Below are 22,737 nucleotides of genomic sequence, written 5' to 3'. Positions count from 1 at the left end.
TCGCGCGACTGTGGCACATGCGCTTTCCATGACCGATCTCAGTACCTTGACCCCCGAAGACGATGCCGCCCTCACCCGGTTGCGCGCCGAGAATGACGCCATGCTGGCCCGCACGATTGAGTGGGCGCGTATCAATACCGGCAGCCACAACATTGAAGGACTGAAAGCCTTCTTCCCGATGCTGAAAGCCGCCTTCGAGGAACTCGACGCAGAAGTCCGCGCCGAGCCCGGCGATCCGATCCCGCTGGTCGGTGATGACGGTGTCGAGGTCTCAATCGAGACCTCCCCCGTCCTTCGCGTGACGGCCCGGCCAAAGGCGCCGGTACAGGTCGTCCTCTCCGGGCATTACGACACCGTCTTCCCACCGGGCACGTTCGAGGAGATCCGCGAGCTCGGGGATGGTCGCTGGAACGGCCCCGGCCTTTGCGACATGAAGGGCGGCCTCGTCGTCATGTTGGAGGCACTCAAAACCTTCGAAGCAGGTCCGATGAAGGACCGGCTCGGCTATCAGATTGTCGTCACCCCGGATGAGGAGATCGGCAATTTTGCGAGCTCAAGAGCCCTGACCGAGGCAGCGCAATCGGGCGCCCATATCGGCATGACCTACGAGCCCTGCCTTGAGACCGGTGATCTTGCCGGCGGGCGCAAGGGCAGCTCGATCTTCGACATCGTCCTTCGCGGCAAGTCCGCCCATGCGGGCCGCGCCAAGGAAGAGGGCCGCTCGGCGCTTCATGCGGCGGCGGAACTCGTCGTCGGGCTTGAAGAGCTCAACGGCCAGCGCGAGGGCGTGACCGTCAATGTCGGCTCGATTGATGGCGGCGGAGCTGTGAATATCGTCCCCGACCTTGCCATCGTCCGGCTCGGCGCTCGGGCACCGGATGCAGAAGCTGCCGAGTGGTGCACCAAGGCTGTCACGGCGCTCTATGAGAAAGCCATCGCCCGCGACGGCATTTCAGGCGAGATGCATGGCGGCTTTTACCGCCCGCCCAAGCCCCGCAATGACGCCCAGCAGGCGCTATTCGATGCTGTCCGCGATACCGGCCGCGCCCTCGGGCTGGAGCTTGGTTTCGTTGATACGGGCGGTGTCTGCGAGGGGAATAATATCTTCGCGGCGGGGGTGCCTAATGTCGACACGCTCGGCATTCGGGGTGGCCGGATCCATTCTCACGAAGAATTCATCATGGCAGAGAGTTTCGCAGAGCGAGCAGGGCTTTCCGCTCTTCTCCTGAACAGGCTTGCCGATGGACGAATTGATGCCGCCGCGATCAAGGCCATGATGTAACGCTCGCGTCCCAATAGCACATTGCGGCTGACACAAACCCGATACAAAGCGGACCCATAGGAGACGCATCCACCAGTCTCCAGTTTGGGGTTTAGTTGAATGCGTCTCTCCAGTGTTTCCTGCCTGGCAATAGCCTCGTCCCTCGGGCTTGGCTTTTCTCTCCCCGCTGCGGCCCAGACGACCGGGCCGACCGAAGAGCTGCCAACCGTCAGCAGCGACACGATCGTCGTGCAGGGCACGCGAGAGCGAGGCGTGACGATCGGCAACATTGTCCCCGACACGGTGCTCGATGAATCAGACATCGCCTCCTACGGTGTCAGCAGCCTTGCCGAGCTTCTCGCCGAGATCGAAGCCGAGACCGGATCCAGCCGCGGACGGAGCGGCGGTGGCGGGCCTGTGGTCCTGCTCAATGGTCGGCGCATCTCCGGCTTCCGCGAGATTGGCCGTTATCCGCCCAACGCGGTCGAGAGAATCGAGATCCTGCCCGAGGAAGCAGCCCTTCAATATGGCTATCGTGCCGACCAGCGGGTCATCAATGTTATCCTGAAGAAAGATTTCAGTACCAAGACGGCAGATTTCGAGATGCGTGGCCCGACGGCCGGCGGCAGTGTCGAGACCGAATATGACCTTGGCCGCTTCGTGATTGACGGCACCCAGCGCTGGAACATTTCCGGTGAGTACGAAGTCACTCCGCCGCTGCTCGAATCAGAGCGCAGCGTGACGCGGACCGATTCCGCCCAGCCCTATGATGCAACGGGCAACATCACCGCCGCCATGCTGGGCGCGGAGATCGATCCCGCATTGAGCGCCATGGCGGGCGAGACCGTCACTGTCGCCGCCGTCCCTACAGGGGTGACGATGCCGGGCGTCTCGGACTTTGCCGCTGGTGCCAACCAGCCAAACGAGACCGATGTGTCGGACTTCCGTTCCCTTCGCGGCGAGAGTGAAAAACTCGAAGTCGAAGCCAGTATCGCCCGCGACCTCAACGATGTCTGGGGCGTCACCCTGTCGGGCGGCTTTGAATATAATCAGAGCCAAAGCCTTCAAGGATTGGCTGGGGTCAATTTGACCGTCCCTTCCGCCTCACCATTCAATCCGTTTTCGGATGATATTTCCGTCTATCGCTATGCCAATGAGCTGGGCGCCCTGATGCGCGAGACGGATCAGTTCACTGGCAAGCTCGGCCTGACAGCGAATGGCCGCAGAAACCGTTGGGACACGACGATCACGGCGAATGCCAATTTTTCGACGCAAGAGACGGAGACCGACCGCCGGGTCGATACGTCCTCTATTCAGGCCCTGCTCGATAGCAGTGATGCGGCGACTAATCCCTATACGGTCAGCTTGACCGAGCTTCAGACCGACCGCGCCGAAACCAATACGACAAGCTACGACGCGACGATCGTCATGACCGGGCCGGTTCTGGATCTAGATGCAGGCGAGGTGCGCACGACCCTGACGGGGGAAGTTACCTCCCGCAATCTTGACTCAAGCGATACGGTCTCAGGCGTTAAGTCGGATACGGATCTTTCGCGCCAGACCTATAGCCTTCGCTCCAGCCTCGATTTCCCGATCTTCTATGTCGAGGACGAAGAGAATTGGGGATTTGGCAATTTCAACATCAACCTCAATGGCGCGATTGATGATTACTCTGATTTTGGCACGCTCTACACTTATGGCTATGGCCTGACATGGCAGCCGCGAAAGCAGCTTCGCGTTATCGCCTCTGTTACTGAGGAAGAAGGCGCACCAAGCATCGCCCAGCTTGGCGATCCGCGTCAGATCACCGAGAACTCCCGGACCTATGATTATGTCAGTGGCGAGACGGTATTCGCAACCGTTGCGACGGGCGGGAACCCTGACCTGCAGGCTGATCACCGCCGGGTGATGAAGATCGGCCTGAACTTCAAGCCGTTCGAGGAAAGCGAATTCTCAATTCGTTCGGACTATACGGACAATCTGATTGAGGACCCGATCAATTCGATCGGCGCGGCCTCCGCCGAAATTCAGGCCGCCCTTCCCGAACGCTTCATCCGCAATGATATGGGCGACCTCATCTTCGTTGATGCAACGCCATTCAATTTTGCCGAAAGCCAGCGCCGTGACATCCGCACCGGCCTCACCTGGTCAAAGCGTCTCGGCGCCAGCCAGCAGGGCGGAGCACAGGGCGGCAATCGCCCAAGCGGCGGTGGCGGCAGAGGACCGCGCGCAGGCGGGCGTCCGCCCGGGGGCGGGGGCGGTATGCGCCGGGAAATCCCGGGCCGCGTCCGGATCTCGCTCTTCCACACTTACGCACTCGAAGACCGCATCCTGATCCGCGAAGGGCTCGACGAATTCGACCTCCTCGAGGGCTCAGCCATCGGCAGCGGCGGCGGCCAGTCGCGGAACCAGCTCAATCTGCGCACCAATGTCTTCAACAAGGGCGTGGGCGTCTCGCTCAACGCAAACTGGGAAGAAGGCACCGAGGTCATCGACATCAATGGCGATCCGAGCGGCGATCTCAGCTTCTCCGCTCTGACGACGGTCAACCTGCGGATCTTCCTCGACCTCAACCAACGCACCAAGCTGATCGAGAAATATCCGCTCCTGAAAGACACCCATGTCAGCCTGTTCTCGCAGAACATCTTTGATGAAAAACGCGAGGTCCGGGACGGTAATGGCGAGACGCCGGGTCAGTATCAGCCCGATCTTATCGATCCGGTCGGCCGAACCGTGGGTGTTTTCGTTCGCAAAAGCTTCTGAGGCGTGTCTTGAAACTCCTCTTTGCTGGCCCTGAAAACCTGCTAGACGGCTGGGCTTATGCAAGTGATTACCAAGACAGCCGCGCTTTCTGAGTTCTGCGCGCGCCTCCGCCAGCACGAATTCATCACGGTCGACACCGAGTTCATGCGGGAGAAGACCTATTATTCAATGCTTTGCCTGATCCAGGTGGCGAGCAAGGACGAAGCGGCCATCATCGACCCTCTGTCGGATGAGCTCGACCTTGCGCCGCTTCTCGAGATCATGGCGGATCGCTCGATCCTCAAGGTCTTCCATGCCGCCCGGCAGGACCTCGAAATCTTCTATGAGCTGATGAAGGAAGTCCCCGGCCCTCTCTTCGATACCCAGATCGCGGCCATGGCCTGCGGTCACGGCGATCAGGTCGGCTATGAAAGCCTCATCCGTGAAGTGACCGGCGAGCAGGTTGACAAGGGCTCGCGTTTCACAGACTGGTCAAAACGTCCGCTCTCGGACAAACAGCTGACCTACGCCCTCGGCGATGTGACCCACCTCGTTGATGCCTATGAGGCGCTGGTCAAGGAGCTCAAAGACGCGGGCCGCATGGCGTGGATCGAAGAGGAGATGAAAGTCCTCGACGAGCCGACGCTTTACTTCACCGCGCCCGAGACAGCGTGGCAAAGGCTGAAGACGCGGAATTTGCGCCCGCGGGAACTCGACACGCTCAAACATGTCGCCGCATGGCGGGAGCGCGAGGCAATTTCACGCAACCAGCCGCGCTCGCGCATCCTCAAAGATGACGGCCTCTTCGAAGTCGCACGGGCCGCGCCCGACACGCCGCAGGCGCTGGGCCAGCTCCGCGCCATTCCGTCGGGCTTTGAACGCTCCCGCGCGGCCGCAAGCCTGCTCGAAGCGATCAAGGCGGCGAAAGCCTTGCCTGAGGAAGAACGCAGCCAGCGAGAGAAGCGTACCCATCGCCAGCCTGCTCCGGTGGACGTGCTCGATCTCCTCCGTGTACTGCTGAAACGCCAGAGTGAGCAGAACGGCATCGCCCCAAAAATGCTGGCCTCTGCGGCAGACCTTGAAGCCATTGCGCTTGAAGACAATGCCGATGTGCCCGCCATGAAAGGCTGGCGGCGCGAGGTTTTCGGCAACATCGCCCTGCGCCTCAAACATGGCGAACTGGCGCTCGCCCTAAAAGGCAAGAAAGTCATCCTGATCGAAACCGATCAGCTGGGGTGAACCGCCTCTAATTCGAGGAAAGCGGCAATGCGCTCGAACCGCTTAGCTGGCCCCGCCCCCCAGAGCGGCAGCAATGATGCCGGCAGGGTGAAACCAAGGCTGCCGCGTTCCGGCACGAAGGCACCCTCCTTCAGCGCTGGCCCGCCTGCGGGTGCCAGCGAGGACAGGAACCGCAAGGTCAGTCCAAGGAGTTGCGCATCCCGTCGCATCTCATCGGGCAGTACTTGGAAGGGCAGCCACTCAAGAAGCTCATCCTCACTCGCGCCATGCCGTCCGGCGAGCGCAGCGGACAGGAAGATTCGGCCATGGTGGCTCAGACCTTTGAGCGGCAGCGCCATGATGGCTTTTGCCGCATGAGAGGCCCGTTCATCTGGCTCAAGCCCAGCAGAGAAATTGCTCAACTCGCAGGACGCGCGCAGCCATCTTTTCTGGGTCGGGCCGGCCGATGAAAAGAGCGGCTGGATGATCTGATTGAGCTCCTCCGCTGGCGGACGAAGATGCGAACCGAAGCGTGTGGCAAGATGCCGGGCAATCTCGATCAGGGGATCAAGCCGCTGAACTTCTTGTGGCAGGCCCGCAAACAGAACGCCTTCACGCACCCCGCTGGAGACGACTTCGAGCCGGTCGACCTTCGCCGCATCAAGCACCGCTTCAAGCACCATCGCCGCGTATGGCAGTGTCGGCGCGCGGCGGCGCTGCACGACCGGCATGGAAGAAAGCGATTCTGCATGCTGTTTGCTGACAACCTGACAAAGCCGCGCCGCATCCTTCCGGGTCAGGACATACCGGTCGAGAATTTCGATCGGATATTGCGCCTGGGCCTGCGCGATCTTTGCGAGGCTCCGCCATGCCCCGCCAACAACATAAAGTGTGTCACTGCCGGTCTGGCCGAGCCAGTCGACCTTGCTGATCTCGCTCTCGATATGCTTACGCGCGGCGGCGCGGTCTTCTTCGAAATCGACATAAAGCCGGAGCGCGCCAAGCGGCAGGCTGGTCCTCTCACCGACCCAGCCATCGATATCTTTATGGATATGCGAAAGCTCTAAGCTCCCCCCGCCGATGTCACCGGCAAGTGCGCCATGCTCCATATGCAGAATATCCGGCACACCGGAAAGAATGCCGTAGGCGGCAAGTTTTGCCTCTTCTTCCCCACTGACCAGCAGCGGCGAATAGCCGAGCGCTTCCACCTCAGCGAGGAAATCCTGCCCGTTGGGCGCCTCCCGCACAGCGGAAGTCGCAAAGACATGAAGGACGTCGGGGTCCGCTGCGTCGAGTAGCAACCGGAAGCGTTCCAGCGTGAAGAGCGCATCGGCCATGTTCTCTTCCTGAAGGCGCCCCGTGTCACGGTCACGCTCGCCCAGACCGCATAAGGTCTTCTCGTTGAAGACCTGAATCGGGCAGCGTGACGGCCCCTCATAAATCACGAGACGGACGGAATTCGAGCCGATATCGATGACGGCCCCGCGGGCCACATCGGCCGCCGTCGACTTGCGGTCAGTCATCGACAGAAAGGGTCCGCGGCGGCTGTTCACGAAGGGCTCTGCCGCGCCCCGAAAGGCTGGGATTGGTCATGAAATATTTATGTACGTTGAACGCATCTTCGCCTTTGGGTGTCCGGACCCGGCTCCATGACCCATCCGGCTGGAGGCGCCAGCTTTGCGCCTCATCCTTCAGGTTTGCGACCATGATCTGATCGAGCACCTGGTTATGGGTCGTCTCATTGAGGACCGGGCAAAGAACCTCGACCCGCCGTGTGAGATTGCGCGGCATCCAGTCCGCTGACGAGATGAACACCTTGGCCTGATCAGACGGCAGCGGAGAGCCATTGCCGAAACAGCAAATCCTTGAGTGCTCAAGATAACGACCAACAATACTCTTGACCCGGATATTCTCGGACAGGCCCGGAATGCCCGGTCGCAGACAGCAGATGCCGCGAATAACCAGATCAATCTGCACCCCGGCTTGGCTGGCCGCATAAAGCCGGTCGATCATCTCGCCATCGACGAGCGAATTCATCTTCGCCCAGATCGACGCCGGCTTTCCTGCTTGTGCGTTCTCGATTTCCTTCTCGATACAGCCATAAATCCGCTCACGGAGATTGAGCGGCGCAATCGAGATCTGCTCGAAATCCTGTGGCGGTGCATAGCCCGTCACATAGTTGAAGATCTTGGCGACATCGCGGGCAATCGCCTCATCCGTTGTGAACAGCGAAAGGTCCGTATAGATCTTGGCCGTCACCTGATGGTAATTGCCGGTGCCGACATGGCAATAAGCGCGCGTGTCCTTGCCCTCACGGCGGACAACATAAGACAGTTTGGCGTGGGTCTTGTAGTCAACAAATCCGTAGACGACATTGACGCCTGCCCGCTCGAGCGCCCTCGCCCAGCGGATATTGGCTTCTTCGTCAAAGCGGGCTTTCAGTTCGACCAGTGCGGTAACATTCTTGCCGTTCTCGGCCGCCTCGATCAGCGCCTCGACAATCGGGGACTGGCGAGAGGTCCGGTAAAGCGTCTGCTTGATCGCAATGACATCCGGGTCTGTCGCCGCCTGTTTGAGGAACTGCACGACAACATCGAATTCCTCATACGGATGGTGGACCAGAATATCTTTCTCAGAAATCGCAGAGAAACAGTCCCCGCCATGCTCGCGAATCCGCTCCGGGAACCGAGCTTCGAAGGGCTCAAAAACAAGATCAGGAAGATCCTTGGGGATCAGCTCCGAGGTCTGCGCAAGACCCAGAAGCCCATCGACAAAGACGACATCATTGGGGTGCACATGCAGTTTTTCGATGACAAGCGCCCGCAACTGGTCAGGCGTATCCGCATGCATCTTCAGGCGGATCACCTCGCCCCGGCGGCGGCGGCGCAGCATGGTTTCGAACTGCTGGACGAGGTCTTCGGCCTCATCATCGATCTCGACATCCGAATCCCGGATTACCCGGAAGGCGCCCATGGCGGTGATCTTGGATTCCGGGAAAAGATGATGGAGGAAATTGAGGATCACCCGCTCAAGCGTGATGTAGCGGGCCTTGGCCATGCCGCCGCCCGCCCCCGGATCATCGGGCAGGCGCAGGAATCGCCGGATCATGCTCGGTACGGGGAGGAATTTGACCGGCGCCGGCCCCCCACCTTCCACTGTGAAGCACAGAACAAACCCCAGATTGGGGATGAAGGGGAAAGGGTGCGCAGGATCGAGCGCCAGCGGCGTCAGGACCGGGAAGATATTGGAGAGAAATTCTTCTTCGAGCCATTCACGCTCATTCAGGGTCAGCTCATCGGCGGTGACGACTTCGACGCCTGCTTCAGCCAGTTCCGGCAGCAGCGTGTTCCATGTCCGCTGCTGGCGCGACATCAGCTCTGAGGAGCGGTCATTGATCGCGGCCAATTGGTCGGTGGGGTTGAGCCCGTCCTGGCTGCGCTGGGAGATCCCTGCGCGCACCTGACCGATCAGTCCCGCCACACGGACCATGAAGAACTCATCGAGATTGCTTGCCGAGATCGACAGGAACCGCAGGCGTTCGAGCACCGGGTGATTGGGGTTATCCGCCTCTTCTAGCACGCGGATATTGAAATCGAGCCAGCTCAGCTCGCGATTGATGAAGCGCTCGGGGCTGTCCATCGGGATGGAGGGCGGCACCGGACGATTTTCCGCCTTGGAGACGAGGTCATCTTCGATCTTCGTGACGGGGGCGTCAGACATGACGGGACAGGCTCCGGGCTCAAAAAGCAGTCAGGACAGGCAGTGCCGGGGGTTATCCGCGATTGCTGCCTCCAACAAGGGCTTGGCTGCAGCAATCGAGCCACTCAACCGGGCGGCGCTCAAGACGACATCCCGAACGGCCGAGAACCGGCGGCAGAGCCGATGCGCGGCCTGCCTGACCTGCGCTTCGGGAAGATCAAGACCTACCTGTAAGAGCCCGGCCTGTAAGGCTTTTTGTATCGACTCCTGATCTGGTCCCTCAAGTTCAATTCGGGTCAGGGAGGCCAGACGGCTGATGAGGTCCGGCGCGCCCGGTGCGGTCTCGTCACGAACCCATGTCACGGGGCGCGCGCGGCCGATCAGGACCAGCGGCTGACGGCTTGTGATCGCCTCATTGATGATCGCAAAGAGATCGAGCGGCGCATAAGCATCGGCGTCATCGACAATTTTAATTGGGTAATCGGCCAAAGACGCCTGCCAGCTTTCGGCAAGCCGTGTTTTGCCAACACCTTCTGCTCCCGTCAGCGCGACAATATTGGGACTGCCAGAGACTTCACTCTTGCCCTCTTCGTCTTGCCAGCGGCGGACTGACGCAAGCCATGCCTCAAGGGCAGCCCAAGCATCATCTCGTGCCTCGCCATCAACAAAGGGCAAGGCAATATCCGGCTCTGGAAACGGTAGTGGGGGCTGGACGACAGAGGTCAGCGCAACGCCCCATCATTGTCGACATTATCGCTGGCATCTTCCGCATCGGCAGGTTCAAGCGCGACAGGCGCGCCTGCGGGCGGCCCGGCAGGCTCTTCATCTTCGCCGAACAGCTCGTCAGGCAGCTCCAGCTCGACCGGCGCGCCATTCATGCCGGTCATCGAAACATCCGTACCCGGTGCGGCCTGCGCATTGATCGGGCCGTTGAGACCCGGCTGGTTCACACCCAGACCGTTCCGGTTCTGGCGGCTGCCGTTGGAGAATTCATCCGGGTTATAAACGACGTCCTGCATCTGGCCCTGCAGCTCTGCTGCACGCGCATTGTCCGCGATGTTCCAGCGGCCATCGGGCGACTGCCAGACGGTCAGGTTTTCCTGCTTGAGCGCGAGATTAAACTGCTCCTGCTGGCCGATGACGAGCAGGTCGATGACGGCGCTCTGATTAGTGAAGACCCCGACTTCCATCTTGCGCACGAGTGGGGTGCTCTCTAGCGCGATACGGATATCCGCCCACTCATCAAGGCCGCCGAACCAAGCGGTCAAAGTCAACGACCGCACATCAGAATGGTCGACGAGTGTCTGCGCCTTCCAGCCATCTGCATAACGGGCAACAGTCGCCTCGACAGCACGCTGGGCAAGTGCCGGGAAATCGTCATCGGGACCACGGAAGAAGGCTTCAGCAAGGACCTGCCCAGAAGACTGAGAACTGCCACCTCCGACGCCGTCCGTACCATAACCGTCTTCACTGTCATAAAGACGCGCTGCAGGATCATCGGTTTCTGATTCGATCCGCTGGCGGTTCCCACTACGGCCATCAAGATAGGCATCGATGAGCTGTACGCTGAGCAGATACTCATCCGCCGTGTGCTGCAATCTGCCCCGAGCCAGAATGACCTGCGGTGTCTGATAGCGGTTCGCCATCTCGCCAAGAGCTGCCTGATTAAGATTGGCCGCCTCTGTAATTGTGACATTGGCCATGTCCTGACGATCACCGCGGGGCAGGATCAACGGGGTGAGCTCATTGACAAGCGGCCGCGACAGCCAGGCCCGGGCCCATGGATTGCGCGTCTCCCACAGATAGGTGTCATTCTCGGTGACAAGGACCGGCAGGACGAGCGCCCGGCGGGCCTGTGCCTCACTGTAGGGCAGCCCTGCATCTTCGAGCGCCTGACGCACTGCATCCGGCTTGAAACGATAGGTGATGCGCGCGCGATAGGTCGTGCTTGAGGTCTTCTCGTCAAAGATCGAGAAGCCTTCCTCAAACGAGGCCAGCGTTTCGGGCGTGATATAGACTGGCTGCTTGATATCGAGCGCCATGTCCTGACCGAACTGTGCCTCAATCGCCGGGTCAAGCACCGGATCATCCTCAATCGGCCCGGAAATCGCGGGCTGCCCGGAGGCAAGCGCCGGCAGATATTCCCAGTCCTCTTCCGCCGTCAGGCGCCGCAACAGGATGTCCATGGCCACCCGGCGACCTTGCGCCTGCGCAATGGCTTGTGCGGCAGCAGCCGTATCGGCCTCGGCAAAGACCGGCACTTCAGGCACGATAAAGACCTGCCGGTTGGAATTCTGCGCATGAGCGGCACTTGCCCACGTCAGAAGAAGCGCAAAAACGGTAAGAAGGCGGCGGAGGTGCATCAGCGGGATTCCCGTTAAACCTGTCCAGAGACTAGCAGGGCATGACGCACCGGTCACCACCGCTGCTGACTGCCCGTAGATGAATATGCCCAAAGAATTGGGGCAAGCTCATGACGCGCTGTAGCTTGCTGCGGCTCGACATTCAAAGGAAACGGCGTAGGTACCGCCCCCTACTTATCCAAGGAGGAAAATCCGCCTCATGTCAGACGCCTATAAGAAGGCCGGAGTCGATATCGATGCCGGTGACCGGCTGGTCAAAGCCATCGGCCCACTCGCGGCAGCGACCCGGCGTCCGGGGACCGAAGCGTCACTCGGCGGATTTGGCGGGCTGTTCGACCTCAAGGCGGCAGGATTCAACGACCCCGTGCTGGTCTCCGGGACCGATGGCGTCGGCACCAAGCTGATGCTCGCTTTTGCGACAGGCCGTCATGACACGATCGGCATCGACCTTGTCGCCATGTGCGTGAACGATGTGCTGGCGCAGGGCGCAGAGCCCCTCTTCTTCCTCGACTATTTTGCGACCGGCCGTCTCGATGAAGGCGTTGCCGAGGATGTGGTGCGCGGGATCGCTGAAGGCTGCCGTCAGGCGGGCGCGGCCCTCATCGGCGGGGAGACCGCCGAGATGCCTGGCATGTATCCCGATGGGCATTATGATCTTGCCGGATTCTGTGTCGGCGCGGTTGAGCGTGAAGCGATCCTGCCGCGGCCAGAGACCATGGCGGCAGGCGATCTGATGATCGGCCTTCCCTCGAGCGGCGCGCATTCGAACGGCTATTCGCTGATCCGCAAAGTCGCTGCCGATAGCGGCCTTGGCTGGGATGACACGGCGCCCTTCTCCAACCTGACGCTAGGCGAAGCGCTCCTGACACCGACGAAAATCTATGTTTCGGAAGTGATGCCGCTCGCCAAATCCGGCCAGATCAAGGGCCTCGCCCATATCACCGGCGGCGGTCTCACCGACAATGTGCCGCGCGCGCTGCCTGACCAGCTCAAGCCTGCCTTCGACCCCACCGCCCTCGACCTGCCGCCGCTCTTTGAATGGCTGAAATCCGAAGGGAAGCTGACGGATGAAGAAATCCGCCGCACCTTCAATGCCGGGATCGGCATGGTGCTGATCTCGAGCCCTGAGCTAGCTGGCGACATCCTTGCAGCCCTGCCCGAAGCCCGCGTCATCGGCGAGCTGCGCGGCGCATGAGCAGTGCCCGGAAGAAAACAGCCGTCCTGATTTCGGGCAGCGGCACGACCCTGCAATCCCTGATCGATGCGGCTGAAGACGAAGACTTCCCCGCTGACATCGCGCTGGTCATCTCGAACAAGCCCGGCGTGAAGGGGCTGGAACGCGCAGAAAAGGCAGACATCCCGACCCTTGTCATTCCGCATCGCGATTATGACAGTCGCGAGGCGTTTGATGCCGCGATCCTTGATGCCTTGACCGAAGCCGGGATCGAGCTTGTCTGTCTTGCCGGCTTCATGCGCATTTTGACCACCGGCTTCACCGAGCACTGGCTGGGACGTATGCTGAATATCCACCCCGCCCTCCTGCCGGCCTTTCGCGGCAACCGGGCGCATGAGCAGGTGCTGGCAAGCGATGTCACCATCACCGGCTCGACGGTCCATGCGGTGATCCCCGAGCTTGATGCCGGGCCGATCATCGCGCAGGGCGCCGTGCCGCGCCTGCCAGAGGATGATCTGCCTGCTCTCTCGGCCCGTGTGCGTGACGCCGAACAGCTCCTCTACCCTCTTGCGGTGCGGACCTTTCTCGGTGCCGCCGCAGAATTGCCTGTCACCAAAGGCATGCTCTTCTCGAACAATCCGAATGTGACATTCGGTTCGGCCGCGGCAGGTGCTCGCCCCTGACACCGCCGCTGCCGTCAAAAAAGGAGGCTCATATGTCAGCCCATCCCATCAAGGCGGCGTTTGACGGCGGCAATGGCGCAAAGCTCGCCGCGCGCATCGACCTTCCGACCGGCCCCGTCAAAGCCTTCGCGCTGTTCGCGCACTGCTTCACCTGTTCGAAAGACATCGCGGCGGCCCGCGTCATTGCCAGTGCCCTGACGAAATCCGGCATCGGGGTGATGCGGTTCGATTTTACCGGGCTCGGCCATTCGGGCGGCGATTTTGCCTCCTCGAATTTCTCGATGAATCTCGGCGATCTGCGCCGCGCGGCAGATTATCTCGGTGAGCATTACGAGGCGCCGTCCCTTCTGATCGGTCATTCGCTTGGCGGAGCTGCTGTCACTGCCGCTGCGGCCTCAATGAGCAGCGTGAAAGCTGTCGCCACGATCAACGCCCCCGCCGATGTCCATCACATCACCGGGCATTTTGCAGAAATACTGCCCGAAATACGCGCCGAAGGCGTCGCGCAGGTCCAGCTCGGTCAGCGCGATTTCTGTATCCAGAAACAGTTCATCGACGACCTTGAGCGCCACGACATCAAGCAGAGTGTCAAGACGCTCGATAAGGCGCTGCTGATCCTTCATGCGCCTACGGATGAGACAGTGGGCATCGAGAACGCATCAGAGCTGTTCCTCGCCGCCCGCCATCCCAAAAGCTATGTCTCGCTCGACACAGCCGATCACCTTCTCTCAAAGCCGCGCGATGCCGCCTATGCCGCGAGCGTCATCGCCGCCTGGGCCGAACGCTATCTCGACCTGCCGGCCTCTAACGAACCCGAAGCCGAAACCGAAGACGCCGTCTGCGTCACCGAAACCGCGCAGGGCAAATATCAGGTTCTCATCAAATCGGGCGATCATGCGATCATCGGCGATGAGCCCAAAGAGGTCGGCGGCCTCGGCTCCGGCCCCAGCCCCTATGACCTTCTCTCCGCCGCGCTCGGCGCCTGCACCGTCATGACCCTGCGCATGTATGCGGATCATAAGAAGATCCCGCTGGCGAAGGCTTCCTGTTCTGTCCGGCACGAGAAAACCCACGCCAAGCAGGTCGCCGAGATGGAAGAAGGCGAGATGAAGCCCGATATCTTCACCCGGACCCTGACGCTTGAAGGCGACATGGATGACACGGTACGACAGCGGCTCTATGAAATTGCCGACAAATGCCCGGTGCACAAAACGCTACATCGCGGCGCCACCGTTCTGACCGAAAGAGAGAGCCCATGACGACCAGCCCCCAAGATTGCCCCGACATGGACGCTGTCCGCAAGGAAATCGACCGTATCGACGATGCGCTGGTCGGCCTGCTCGTTGAGCGCTGGGGCTATGTCGACCGGGCGTGGCAGCTCAAATCCTCTCCCGCCGAGGCAACCGTGCCATGGCGCATCCAGCAGGTGATCGACCGTGTCCGCGACAAGGCAGAGGCGCAAGGCCTGCCTCAGGCGCTGGCCGAGGCGCTGTGGCGCCAGATCATTGGCTGGGGCATTCAGTATGAAGAAGAAAAACTCGGCGGTGCCGACAAATCATGACCAATGGCGGTGATCTGACAGAGGCGACCCGCAAGGCGCTCGACGCCTTCCACCATCACGCCCAGACCCAGCATGAGCTGTTCAAAACGATCCCGATGAAGCCGACCATGGTGGGCCGGGGCGTTGTTGAATTCGAGGGCCGCTTCCCGGACCATTTCGCCGATGGCAAGGTGATGCATGGCGGCTTTTTCACGATCCTGCTCGACACGGTACTGGCCGTTGCCGCCTGGAGCCGGATGGATACATTCGAGCCGATGGCCACCATCAATCTGAAGACGGATTTTTTCGAGGGCGCTGCACCGGGCAGCGAAATGCGGATCAAGGCGACCTGCGATTCGATCGCCGATGATGTCGCCTCCTGTCAGGGCACGATCTACACCGCAAATAACAGCCCCATCGCGCAGGCTGACGGTACCTTCATGGTCGGCACGAAATCCCCGGCAGTGAAAGGATCACGCTTGTGAGTGATGATTTCTTCCCCGCCCCGAATGAGGACAGCATCGCGCGCATTTCGGAATGGGCGGCACGCTCGAACATGCTGCAATGGCTCGATTTCTCGGCAACGCTTGAGGATGGCGCGCTGCGCTTCAGGCTCGCCTTTGCTGAACGCCATATCGGCAATGAATTCATCCGGGCCCTGCATGGCGGGGTCGTCTCCAGCTTCCTTCAGACCTGCGCCACGGCGGAGCTGATTGGCCGAGGCCGCGAGACGGATAATCTCAAGACGGTCAGTGTGCATTGCGATTTCCTGCGCCCCGCCCGCGACATGGACATGCAGGGCGAAGCCCGCGTCATCCAGCGTGGCCGTCGCATTGCTTTTCTAGACGTCACGGGCTGGCACAATGACCCGGCCAAACCCGTTGGCAAGGCGGCTATCGCAGTCCGCCTGTTTTAAGACGGAAGATGCCGGCCATCTCCATATGGCTGGAGAAGACGAACTGATCGAGCAATGCGAGCGAGACCAGTTCGTAGGCGCCCGACAGGATCGCCGCATCTCGCGCGAAGGATTTCGTCAGGCAAGAGACCGACACGACGACCGGAACATTCGAGCGCGCCAGCTCTCGCGCCTGCGCTTCAGCCCCGGCACGCGGCGGGTCCATCACGACAGCGTCAAAACCTTCAAGCTCTGCCGGGGTGAGCGGCAGGTCGAAGAGATCGCGCGTCATGGTATCGACCCGACGACCATGGGTTCTGACGGCGGTTGTCAGCGACGCCATGGCCGGACCGTCACTGTCGACGGCGAGCACGCCGGCCCTGCGGCTGAGCGGCAAGGCGAATGTGCCGAGCCCGGAGAAAAGATCCGCCACGCGCGGCGCATCGCCCGCCCCCTTGATGACCTCATCGGTCAGAAATGTCTGCCCGTCCTTTGTCGCCTGAAGGAAATTCGAGGGCGGGAGGGCCACCGGCACCCCGTCGAGATGCATCACCGCCGGGCGCGACTGATATTGCGGCACACCGGCAATCGCGAGGCGCGCAATTCCATGCTCGGCGGCCAGCGCCGCCAGCCCCTCCCTTGCTGAAAGATCGAACTCGTCCTCCGCAATATGGGTGATCTCGGCATCAATCCCTTCATCCGTCAGGGTCAGGGACAACCCTGCTTTCTTCGCCGAATTGGGAAAGAAGGTATTCGCCGCCTTACTCATCCCTTGCGCGAAGGCGAACAGTTCCGGCGCAAGGATATGGCATTCGAGCATCGGCACGAGCTGATGGCTGTGCCAGCGATTGAACCCGAACTGCCAGCCCTTCCCGGTACGGATCATGGTCAGGGACGCCCTGCGACGGCTTTTCAGCGGAGACTGATGAACCGTGATTTCTGGTGGGGTCAGCCCGGCGGCTTTGACTGCTGCGATCAGATTGTCGCGTTTCAGCACCAGAGAATTGGCAAGCCCTAAATGCTGATGGAAACAGCCGCCGCAACCCTCACCCGGCATCCCGAAATGCTGGCAAAGTGGCGCCTCACGCTGGGCGCTCGTAGTCAGAATCTCAAGTGGTTCGGCGGCGCGCTGTTTGACGGCGGCCTGCACCTTTTCCCCCGGCAAAGTGAAGGGCACGGAAATATCGCCCGCCATTCCGGCCCCGGATACAGCGAGCCGATCGATAGTCAGGACTTCTTCGTGAGCGGAAGGTTTGGGCCTTCCGCTGCTTCTACGCCTCGCCATGACGCCGCGCCCCCAGCAGGAATTCGGTGTTGCCGTCCCCGCCCTTAATCGGGCTTTCGGTCAGGCCAAGGATCTCCCATCCCAGAGCTTCAATCTCCGGCAGGATATGGGTCTCGGCAAATGCCCGCTGTTCCTCGGCACTGAGAGAGACAAGTCCGCCTTTGCCGATATTGTCCGGGCCGACTTCGAATTGCGGCTTGATGAGAACGACCATCTCCGCGCTCGGCGTACACAGCGCCATCGCAGGCGGCAGGGCTTTCAGGAGGCTGATGAAACTGACATCGCAGGTGAGAAATTCGATGGGATCGGGAACGGTCTCAGATGAGAGGGCCTTCGCATGGACCCCCTCCATATTCATAATTCGGGGGTCATTGAGCAGGCTCTCATGCAATTGTCCGTGTCCCACATCGACGGCATAGATCCTCGCTGCCCCTCCTTCGAGCAGGACTTCGCAGAACCCGCCGGTCGAGGCGCCGAGGTCAAGACAGATCCTGCCCTTTGGCGACAGGCAGAAATGCTCAAGCCCATGGACCAGTTTCAGCGCTGCGCGCGAGACATAGGAATGTGTTTCGCCTTCGCAGGTCACATCCTGTTCGGGACGGATCACAAGTGATGCTTTGCGGACGACCTCTCCATCGACACGGACGAGCCCGGCCTTGATGGCATCTTTCGCCCGCTCGCGGCTGCGCACTGCGCCGGTTTCGACAAGGTAAGCGTCAAGACGGGTCATGATGAACTGGAACCTGAACTACGAAGGCCAGACCCCATGGATTGGGCTTTGAACCATTGCGATTCAAATTCTTCTCTGCCGATAGCGGTGCAGGAAACGCCTGTTTCATCCGCTTCAGGATTATCCCACTTCAATCGAGCATCATCCCAGCTTCCCTCAATGCAACTGGAAACGCCGACGACATCTCCGGGACATTCACGGGCCTCAACTGAATCCCACAGAATTTGCCCATCATGGCTTATTTCAATCAGCCGGAGCACACGTCCGTCATCGTCGACTTGGTAGAAGAAAGTCTCAGGAATGGATTTATCTATCGGATCACCGAATTGTCGGAGCCGGAAATATCTCACCCTTCCTGCTTTCAGGCGCGCAGATCGCCGGCCGACACGGCCGCATCGCTAAAAAGCCGCGTTACCGCATCGACGATATTGGCGGCTTGCAACTGCGCCTCTTCATACATTTCAGCAGGCGAGCCCTGATCCTGATAGATATCCGGCAGGGTCAGGGTACGGACTTTCAGGCCCGTATCCAGCATCCCCTCGCGTGACAGGAAATGAAGAACGAAGGCGCCAAAGCCCCCGACACTGCCTTCTTCGACTGTCAGCAGGACTTCATGCTCGGATGCAAGGCGCCGGATCAAATCTTCATCGAGCGGCTTGGCAAAGCGTGCATCAGCCACCGTGGTTGAAAGGCCACGCGCGGCAAGCTGATCCGCGGCTTTCAGGCACTCACCCAATCGTCCGCCAAAGGAGAGAAGCGCAACGCTAGTGCCTTCCTGCAGGATCCGGCCCTTGCCGATCTCTAGGAATTGCGCCGCTTCCGGCATTTCAACGCCGAGGCCTTCCCCGCGAGGGAAGCGGAAGGCGATCGGGCCTTCATCAAACATCGCGGCCGTATGCGTCATATGGACGAGTTCGGCCTCATCCCCTGCCGCCATAAGAACGATCCCCGGCAGGCACCCCAGATAGGCCGTATCGAACGCGCCCGCATGGGTCGCGCCATCGGCACCGACAAGCCCCGCCCGGTCGAGCGCAAAGCGCACCGGCAGGCCCTGTAACGCGACGTCGTGAACGACAGAATCATATGCCCGCTGCAGGAAAGTCGAATAGATCGCAGCAAACGGCACCAGACCCTCGGCGGCAAGCCCCGCCGCGAAGGTCACGGCATGTTGCTCCGCAATGCCCACATCGAAACAGCGGTCGGGGAATTCAGTCATGAACTTATCGAGCCCAGTCCCCGCCGGCATGGCTGCGGTCACGCCGATGATGCGTTCATCGCGGCGTGCTTCCTCGACGAGTTGCTTGGCAAAGACGGAGGTGTAGCTCGGCGCATTGGATTTTGATTTCTTCTGCTCGCCGGAAATGACGTCGAATTTCGAAACGCCGTGATATTTGTCGGCGGCATTCTCGGCAGGCTCATAGCCCTTGCCTTTTTGCGTGACGACATGGACGAGCACTGGCGCATCGGTCAGCTCACGGACATTCTCAAGCACCGGCACGAGATGCTCCATATTGTGCCCGTCAATCGGGCCGACATAGTAGAAGCCGAGCTCCTCGAACATCGTTCCGCCTGTGACGAAACTGCGAGAGAATTCCTCGACTTTCTCCGCGCCCCGATAAAGCCGCTTTGGCAGCTTCTTGGCGAGTTGTTTCGCCAGATTCCGGAAGGCGTGATATTTATCCGAAGACGCCACACGCGCGAGATACGCGCTCATCGCCCCGACGGGCGGCGCAATCGACATGTCATTATCGTTGAGGATGACGGTGAGCTGCCCGCCCCGGTCGCCGGCATTGTTCATCGCCTCATAGGCCATGCCCGCCGACATCGACCCATCGCCGATCACAGCAACGACGCGGTTGTCTTCGCCCTTCAGATCCCGCGCGACGGCCATGCCGAGCGCCGCTGAGATCGAGGTTGCGGCATGGGCCGCGCCAAACGGATCATATTCGCTTTCAGACCGCTTGGTGAACCCGGAGAGCCCATCCTTCTGACGCAATGTCCGTATACGGTCACGACGCCCGGTCAGGATCTTGTGCGGATAGCATTGATGTCCGACATCCCAGATCAGCTTGTCGTCCGGCGTGTTGAAGACATAGTGGATGGCGGTCGTCAGCTCGACGACGCCGAGCCCGGCCCCCAGATGCCCGCCCGTCACCGAGACCGCATCGATCACTTCATCCCGCAGCTCATCTGCCAGTTGGCGCAGCTCTGACCGGTCCAACTTTCGCAGCTCTTCCGGCGTTGTCACTTTGTCGAGCAGGGGAGTTTCGATGGGCATAGAATTCTTCCGTTCCAATCAAGGCAGTATGCGTGCCTCTTCGGTTGGCTGGCAAGCCATGAGCCCAGTGTTGCGCGCTTATGCGGCAGATATCGGGCATTCGGGCGGCCGATGTTCGATTAGTCGAACTGGGCGGGTTCCGCCTTGGGCTGGCCATCAGGGTCGAGCACGATCTTCTCGATCTTCTCTTTCGCCGCGCGCAGCTTGGTCTCGCAATGGGCTTTGAGGGCCGCGCCGCGCTCATAAAGCGCAATCGACTCCTCGAGCGGCACATCGCCATTCTCCAGCCGGTCAATGATGCCTTCGAGTTCGGTCATCGCCTCTTCAAAAGCGAGCGATTTGATATCCTTGTCAGTCATTCTGCGGTCAGGGCCTCTTTTGTCGATTGGGTGCGCCGCGCGGGCATACGATAGGCGCGGAAGGACCAGAAATCATTGCCGCCATGATGCTGGACGCGTTGCCAGCCCATGCGGCGGATCTCGCCGTCGATCATCCAGTTCAGATAGCCATGCGCAGCGAGCAGCACATCCTCTCCCCGCTCGGCATATTCGACAAGCCGCCCGATGACGCGCTTGACCCGGCGGCGGGCGGCCAGATGGCTCTCCATGCCGTTGGGGGCAAAGCCGAGGAACCAGAAGACGCGCGAAACGCGGCCCCACATGGTCGGATTGAGCTTGAGGAAGGGGATGGGCGGCGCCGGTAGCGGCGCTTCGACAAAGATCGCATCGCGCGGCACGATGCGGGTGGCATCCCCGACGATTTTCGCGGCGGTCTCGATCGCCCGCGGCATGGTCGAGCAGATGATGACATCGCACTCCGCCGCAATGGTCTTGAGCTCTTCTGAAGGCTCCTGTCCGGGGGCGAGCCCCGACAGGTCATATTGCGCCCACCACTCGCCATACTCCTTGGCGGTAATGCGCACATTCCGGTCCATATCCGGGCGGCCATGCCGAACGGTGACTATCCTGCCGATCATCAAAGGGCCTCTAGCGGCGACCGTCCGCTCTGGCGAGGGCTTTCACATGCGCGCCTGTCGAAGAGGCAAGCGCCTCAAGGTCATAGCCGCCCTCGAGCACCGAGACGATGCGGCCCTGACAGGTCTCGGCGGCAATTTGTGCGATCTGATCTGTGATCCAGGCAAAATCATCCTCGACCAGTTCGAGCCCACCGACAGGATCGGCCCGGTGGGCATCGAAGCCTGCGGAAATCACAATAATATCAGGGGCAAAGTCACTGAGCGCTGGTAACAGCCGGTCACCCCAGACACGGCGAAAGGCGTGGGATCCCTCCCCGCTCGACAGGGGTGCATTGTGGCAATTCCCGGCAATCCCGCGCTCAGCCTCTCGGCCCGTGCCCGGATATTGTGGCCATTCATGGCTGGAAGCGAAAAAGGCGTTTTCGTCGGCTTCGAGGATATCCTGCGTGCCATTGCCGTGATGGACATCAAAATCGACGACCGCGATTCGGTTCGCGCCATGCACGGCCCTCGCATGAAGGCCAGCGAGCGCGGCATTATTGAAAAGGCAGAACCCCATTGCCCGGCCGGGCACAGTATGATGGCCCGGAGGCCTCGCTGCGACAAAGGCGTTGCCGGCCTTGCCTGTCATCACAAGATCGACCGCTGCCATCGCGCCGCCTGCGCCGCGTCGCGCGGCTTCCAGCGAATGCGGGCCCATGAAGGTATCGGGATCAAGCTGGACCATACCGTCCTGCGGCGCGGCCCCGCGAATCGCATCGACATAGACCGCCTCATGCGCGCGGGTGAGATCGTCCCAATCGGCCAGCGGCGGGATTTCGCGCTTTAGATCTGAATATTCTTCGCCTACCAGTTCGCGATCGACGGCCCAGTAGCGGCCCTGCTGTTCCACATGGCCGGGCGGGGTCTCATGCTCGCCGAAAACGTCGTGGACGAACAGCGCGGTCATTTCCCCGCAAGCTCCCTTGCACGCGCATAGGCTGCATCGACAGCGCGTTTCATCAGGGGGCGGAGGCCATTTTTCTCATCATCTAGAACGGCAAGCCCCGCCGCCGTCGTCCCGCCTTTCGAGGTGACCGCCGCCCGAAGTTCCGAGGCCGGACGATCATCGGATTTAAGCAGCGCGGCAGCGCCGACAAAGACCTGCTCGGCCATCCGCCGCGCGGCGGCCTCATCGGCACCCAACGACATGGCGGCATCTTCCATGGCTTCGACCAGCAGCAGCGCCAGCGCCGTGCCGGACCCCGACGTGCCGACATAGCGGTCGAGCCCGTCTTCATCGTCCATAACGATGACATCCCCGGCGCAAGCGAGCAGGCGTTTGACATTTGACTGTTCAGCGTCGCTGACCGCCTGACCGGAGGCCATCAGCGTCAACCCCTCACCCACTGAGACCGGCAGGTTCGGCATGCCGCGCACGACATGCGGCTCGGCAATATTGGATTTGAGAATGTTCTCAATCTCCCCGATCGGCAGACCTGCGGCCACCGAGACGAAGACCGTCTTTTCCATGTTCGGCCATGAAAGCCCCGGCAGGACATCAGCGAACATTTGCGGCTTCACCGCGAGAACCGCGATGTCATAGCCCTCGCCATCATCGACCGGATTGATCGGAATGCCGGTCTCATCAGACAGATCGAGCAGCCATGGTTTAGGGTTCGGGGTAATCACCGCCGACCGGGCCGGATCGAGGATCCCCGCTCTCACCCAGGATTGGAACATGGCGCCGCCCATATTGCCGGCACCGATCAGGATCACGGAAAGTTTGTCTGTCATCCGGGGGACTTAGGCAGGTTGGACCCTGACCTCAACGGGGGGTCTCTTGATCTCTCCGCCCGCTCATCCCCGCGCAGGCGGGGATCTGCCTCTGAGGCACCGCTCTGTCATTTCAAA

At 60.8% G+C, this 22,737-nt stretch carries 21 protein-coding genes; 9 read left to right on the top strand and 12 right to left on the bottom strand.

What is annotated here, in order from left to right; all coding sequences use genetic code 11:
• Window positions 1-28 precede the first annotated feature (28 nt).
• From DX908_RS01155 to rnd, 3 genes are all read left to right on the top strand, one after another.
• The gene (locus tag DX908_RS01155; RefSeq protein ID WP_116390640.1) at window positions 29-1,282 is read left to right on the top strand and encodes a hydrolase; all 1,254 of its coding nucleotides are present in this window, start codon (window positions 29-31) and stop codon (window positions 1,280-1,282) included.
• Between the two features lie 99 nt (window positions 1,283-1,381).
• Window positions 1,382-4,024 carry a TonB-dependent receptor gene (locus DX908_RS01150; RefSeq protein WP_116390639.1) on the top strand — a complete coding sequence of 881 codons (2,643 nt, stop codon included), beginning with the start codon at window positions 1,382-1,384 and terminating at the stop codon, window positions 4,022-4,024.
• Between the two features lie 57 nt (window positions 4,025-4,081).
• On the top strand, window positions 4,082-5,242 hold the full coding sequence (rnd, locus tag DX908_RS01145) for a ribonuclease D (RefSeq protein WP_116390638.1): 1,161 nt from the start codon (window positions 4,082-4,084) through the stop codon (window positions 5,240-5,242).
• Here the strand turns inward: rnd and DX908_RS01140 are convergent.
• Genes DX908_RS01140 through DX908_RS01125 form a run of 4 tightly spaced genes read right to left on the bottom strand, consistent with a single transcriptional unit; the run spans window position 5,230 to window position 11,283 of the window.
• Window positions 5,230-6,744, bottom strand: a complete 1,515-nt coding sequence (locus DX908_RS01140; protein WP_116390637.1) for a Ppx/GppA family phosphatase — start codon at window positions 6,742-6,744, stop codon at window positions 5,230-5,232. The two genes, rnd and DX908_RS01140, sit on opposite strands and share 13 nt — an antisense overlap.
• Window positions 6,737-8,941 (bottom strand): RNA degradosome polyphosphate kinase, encoded by a 2,205-nt coding sequence (locus tag DX908_RS01135; protein ID WP_116390636.1) that lies wholly within the window; start codon window positions 8,939-8,941, stop codon window positions 6,737-6,739. The genes DX908_RS01140 and DX908_RS01135 overlap by 8 nt, the downstream gene beginning before the upstream one ends.
• 30 nt (window positions 8,942-8,971) lie before the next feature.
• Window positions 8,972-9,595, bottom strand: coding sequence for a hypothetical protein (locus tag DX908_RS01130; protein WP_116390635.1), 624 nt, complete (start codon window positions 9,593-9,595; stop codon window positions 8,972-8,974).
• A 47-nt stretch (window positions 9,596-9,642) separates the two neighbouring features.
• Window positions 9,643-11,283 (bottom strand): DUF2066 domain-containing protein, encoded by a 1,641-nt coding sequence (locus tag DX908_RS01125; RefSeq protein WP_116390634.1) that lies wholly within the window; start codon window positions 11,281-11,283, stop codon window positions 9,643-9,645.
• 199 nt (window positions 11,284-11,482) lie between these two features.
• Between DX908_RS01125 and purM the strand changes: the two genes are divergently transcribed.
• Genes purM through DX908_RS01095 form a run of 6 tightly spaced genes read left to right on the top strand, consistent with a single transcriptional unit; the run spans window position 11,483 to window position 15,596 of the window.
• The gene (gene purM / locus DX908_RS01120; protein ID WP_116390633.1) at window positions 11,483-12,478 is read left to right on the top strand and encodes a phosphoribosylformylglycinamidine cyclo-ligase; all 996 of its coding nucleotides are present in this window, start codon (window positions 11,483-11,485) and stop codon (window positions 12,476-12,478) included.
• The gene (gene purN / locus DX908_RS01115) at window positions 12,475-13,140 is read left to right on the top strand and encodes a phosphoribosylglycinamide formyltransferase (RefSeq protein ID WP_116390632.1); all 666 of its coding nucleotides are present in this window, start codon (window positions 12,475-12,477) and stop codon (window positions 13,138-13,140) included. The genes purM and purN overlap by 4 nt, the downstream gene beginning before the upstream one ends.
• Window positions 13,141-13,172: 32 nt before the next feature.
• Window positions 13,173-14,399, top strand: coding sequence for a bifunctional alpha/beta hydrolase/OsmC family protein (locus DX908_RS01110; RefSeq protein WP_116390631.1), 1,227 nt, complete (start codon window positions 13,173-13,175; stop codon window positions 14,397-14,399).
• Entirely contained in the window at window positions 14,396-14,701 is a 306-nt protein-coding gene (locus DX908_RS01105; RefSeq protein WP_116390630.1) for a chorismate mutase, read from the top strand. Before DX908_RS01110 ends, DX908_RS01105 begins: the two co-directional genes overlap by 4 nt.
• Complete coding sequence (locus DX908_RS01100) at window positions 14,698-15,165, top strand: PaaI family thioesterase (protein WP_116390629.1); 468 nt, start codon at window positions 14,698-14,700, stop codon at window positions 15,163-15,165. The genes DX908_RS01105 and DX908_RS01100 overlap by 4 nt, the downstream gene beginning before the upstream one ends.
• Window positions 15,162-15,596: a PaaI family thioesterase gene (locus DX908_RS01095; RefSeq protein ID WP_116390628.1), complete on the top strand. Its 435-nt coding sequence runs from the start codon at window positions 15,162-15,164 to the stop codon at window positions 15,594-15,596. The genes DX908_RS01100 and DX908_RS01095 overlap by 4 nt, the downstream gene beginning before the upstream one ends.
• Here DX908_RS01095 and DX908_RS01090 read toward each other — a convergent pair.
• The 8 genes from DX908_RS01090 to proC form a co-directional block, all read right to left on the bottom strand.
• Window positions 15,574-16,860, bottom strand: coding sequence for a class I SAM-dependent RNA methyltransferase (locus tag DX908_RS01090; protein ID WP_116390627.1), 1,287 nt, complete (start codon window positions 16,858-16,860; stop codon window positions 15,574-15,576). The two genes, DX908_RS01095 and DX908_RS01090, sit on opposite strands and share 23 nt — an antisense overlap.
• Window positions 16,847-17,590, bottom strand: coding sequence for a TlyA family RNA methyltransferase (locus DX908_RS01085; RefSeq protein ID WP_116390626.1), 744 nt, complete (start codon window positions 17,588-17,590; stop codon window positions 16,847-16,849). The genes DX908_RS01090 and DX908_RS01085 overlap by 14 nt, the downstream gene beginning before the upstream one ends.
• The gene (locus DX908_RS16200; RefSeq protein ID WP_158548395.1) at window positions 17,587-17,940 is read right to left on the bottom strand and encodes a hypothetical protein; all 354 of its coding nucleotides are present in this window, start codon (window positions 17,938-17,940) and stop codon (window positions 17,587-17,589) included. The genes DX908_RS01085 and DX908_RS16200 overlap by 4 nt, the downstream gene beginning before the upstream one ends.
• An 11-nt stretch (window positions 17,941-17,951) precedes the next feature.
• Window positions 17,952-19,868 (bottom strand): 1-deoxy-D-xylulose-5-phosphate synthase, encoded by a 1,917-nt coding sequence (gene dxs / locus DX908_RS01080; RefSeq protein WP_116390625.1) that lies wholly within the window; start codon window positions 19,866-19,868, stop codon window positions 17,952-17,954.
• A 119-nt stretch (window positions 19,869-19,987) separates the two neighbouring features.
• Window positions 19,988-20,227 (bottom strand): exodeoxyribonuclease VII small subunit, encoded by a 240-nt coding sequence (locus DX908_RS01075; RefSeq protein ID WP_116390624.1) that lies wholly within the window; start codon window positions 20,225-20,227, stop codon window positions 19,988-19,990.
• Window positions 20,224-20,844 carry a histidine phosphatase family protein gene (locus DX908_RS01070; RefSeq protein ID WP_147303686.1) on the bottom strand — a complete coding sequence of 207 codons (621 nt, stop codon included), beginning with the start codon at window positions 20,842-20,844 and terminating at the stop codon, window positions 20,224-20,226. Before DX908_RS01070 ends, DX908_RS01075 begins: the two co-directional genes overlap by 4 nt.
• A 10-nt stretch (window positions 20,845-20,854) precedes the next feature.
• Window positions 20,855-21,793 carry a histone deacetylase family protein gene (locus DX908_RS01065; RefSeq protein ID WP_116390622.1) on the bottom strand — a complete coding sequence of 313 codons (939 nt, stop codon included), beginning with the start codon at window positions 21,791-21,793 and terminating at the stop codon, window positions 20,855-20,857.
• Complete coding sequence (gene proC, locus DX908_RS01060; protein WP_116390621.1) at window positions 21,790-22,620, bottom strand: pyrroline-5-carboxylate reductase; 831 nt, start codon at window positions 22,618-22,620, stop codon at window positions 21,790-21,792. The genes DX908_RS01065 and proC overlap by 4 nt, the downstream gene beginning before the upstream one ends.
• Window positions 22,621-22,737: the final 117 nt, after the last annotated feature.

This window comes from Parvularcula marina, assembly GCF_003399445.1.
Taxonomy (GTDB): domain Bacteria; phylum Pseudomonadota; class Alphaproteobacteria; order Caulobacterales; family Parvularculaceae; genus Parvularcula; species Parvularcula marina.
This window is presented reverse-complemented; position numbering and strand designations above follow the sequence as displayed.

Coding starts and splice junctions, on each gene's coding strand:
- DX908_RS01110 (WP_116390631.1), top strand. CDS start 13,173: ATGTCAGCCCATCCCATCAAGGCGGCGTTTGACGGCGGCAATGGCGCA.
- DX908_RS01090 (WP_116390627.1), bottom strand. CDS start 16,860: ATGGCGAGGCGTAGAAGCAGCGGAAGGCCCAAACCTTCCGCTCACGAA.
- DX908_RS01125 (WP_116390634.1), bottom strand. CDS start 11,283: ATGCACCTCCGCCGCCTTCTTACCGTTTTTGCGCTTCTTCTGACGTGG.
- purN (WP_116390632.1), top strand. CDS start 12,475: ATGAGCAGTGCCCGGAAGAAAACAGCCGTCCTGATTTCGGGCAGCGGC.
- DX908_RS01085 (WP_116390626.1), bottom strand. CDS start 17,590: ATGACCCGTCTTGACGCTTACCTTGTCGAAACCGGCGCAGTGCGCAGC.
- rnd (WP_116390638.1), top strand. CDS start 4,082: ATGCAAGTGATTACCAAGACAGCCGCGCTTTCTGAGTTCTGCGCGCGC.
- proC (WP_116390621.1), bottom strand. CDS start 22,620: ATGACAGACAAACTTTCCGTGATCCTGATCGGTGCCGGCAATATGGGC.
- DX908_RS01075 (WP_116390624.1), bottom strand. CDS start 20,227: ATGACTGACAAGGATATCAAATCGCTCGCTTTTGAAGAGGCGATGACC.
- DX908_RS01100 (WP_116390629.1), top strand. CDS start 14,698: ATGACCAATGGCGGTGATCTGACAGAGGCGACCCGCAAGGCGCTCGAC.
- DX908_RS01140 (WP_116390637.1), bottom strand. CDS start 6,744: ATGACTGACCGCAAGTCGACGGCGGCCGATGTGGCCCGCGGGGCCGTC.
- DX908_RS01135 (WP_116390636.1), bottom strand. CDS start 8,941: ATGTCTGACGCCCCCGTCACGAAGATCGAAGATGACCTCGTCTCCAAG.
- purM (WP_116390633.1), top strand. CDS start 11,483: ATGTCAGACGCCTATAAGAAGGCCGGAGTCGATATCGATGCCGGTGAC.
- DX908_RS01150 (WP_116390639.1), top strand. CDS start 1,382: ATGCGTCTCTCCAGTGTTTCCTGCCTGGCAATAGCCTCGTCCCTCGGG.
- DX908_RS01155 (WP_116390640.1), top strand. CDS start 29: ATGACCGATCTCAGTACCTTGACCCCCGAAGACGATGCCGCCCTCACC.
- DX908_RS01070 (WP_147303686.1), bottom strand. CDS start 20,844: ATGATCGGCAGGATAGTCACCGTTCGGCATGGCCGCCCGGATATGGAC.
- DX908_RS01105 (WP_116390630.1), top strand. CDS start 14,396: ATGACGACCAGCCCCCAAGATTGCCCCGACATGGACGCTGTCCGCAAG.
- DX908_RS01065 (WP_116390622.1), bottom strand. CDS start 21,793: ATGACCGCGCTGTTCGTCCACGACGTTTTCGGCGAGCATGAGACCCCG.
- dxs (WP_116390625.1), bottom strand. CDS start 19,868: ATGCCCATCGAAACTCCCCTGCTCGACAAAGTGACAACGCCGGAAGAG.